The following is a 616-nucleotide window of genomic DNA, read 5'->3' on the forward strand; positions in this document are numbered from 1 at the left end:
TGGCTGGGGTGCAGGGATTCGAACCCCGGAATGCTGGTATCAGAAACCAGAGCCTTACCACTTGGCGACACCCCAATTTTTTTGCGACTGGCGAACCAGGCGTCTTTTTCTTTGCGACTTGTACTACCAGCCGTCTTTATATGGCTGGGGTGCAGGGATTCGAACCCCGGAATGCTGGTATCAGAAACCAGAGCCTTACCACTTGGCGACACCCCAATAAAATTGGTGGCTACTACGGGAATCGAACCTGTGACCCCAGCATTATGAGTGCTGTGCTCTAACCAGCTGAGCTAAGTAGCCTAATTTTACTGCTTTACTATCCTAACATACTTTTTACTGCTTAAAAATGGCTGGGGTACCTGGATTCGAACCAGGGAATGCCGGTATCAAAAACCGGTGCCTTACCGCTTGGCGATACCCCATCCGTGCAAACCGCGTTGGAAATGGTGCGGGAGGCGAGACTTGAACTCGCACACCTTGCGGCGCCAGAACCTAAATCTGGTGCGTCTACCAATTTCGCCACTCCCGCGCAAAAAAGATGGTGGCTACTACGGGAATCGAACCTGTGACCCCAGCATTATGAGTGCTGTGCTCTAACCAGCTGAGCTAAGTAGCC

At 51.8% G+C, this 616-nt stretch carries 6 tRNA genes; all 6 read right to left on the minus strand.

Annotation, left to right across the window (positions count from 1 at the left end):
- The 6 genes from ACZ3HG_RS22995 to ACZ3HG_RS23020 all read right to left on the minus strand — a co-directional run bounded on the left by ACZ3HG_RS22995 (position 1) and on the right by ACZ3HG_RS23020 (position 616).
- Positions 1-75 (minus strand) — tRNA-Gln (locus ACZ3HG_RS22995).
- A gap of 66 nt (positions 76-141) precedes the next feature.
- A tRNA-Gln gene (locus ACZ3HG_RS23000) sits at positions 142-216 on the minus strand.
- A gap of 7 nt (positions 217-223) precedes the next feature.
- A tRNA-Met gene (locus tag ACZ3HG_RS23005) sits at positions 224-300 on the minus strand.
- 47 nt (positions 301-347) lie between these two features.
- Positions 348-422, minus strand: a tRNA-Gln gene (locus ACZ3HG_RS23010).
- 22 nt (positions 423-444) lie between these two features.
- A tRNA-Leu gene (locus ACZ3HG_RS23015) sits at positions 445-529 on the minus strand.
- A gap of 10 nt (positions 530-539) precedes the next feature.
- Positions 540-616 (minus strand) — tRNA-Met (locus tag ACZ3HG_RS23020).

The sequence above is a fragment of the Erwinia sp. PME.40.26/001 genome (genome assembly GCF_055556675.1).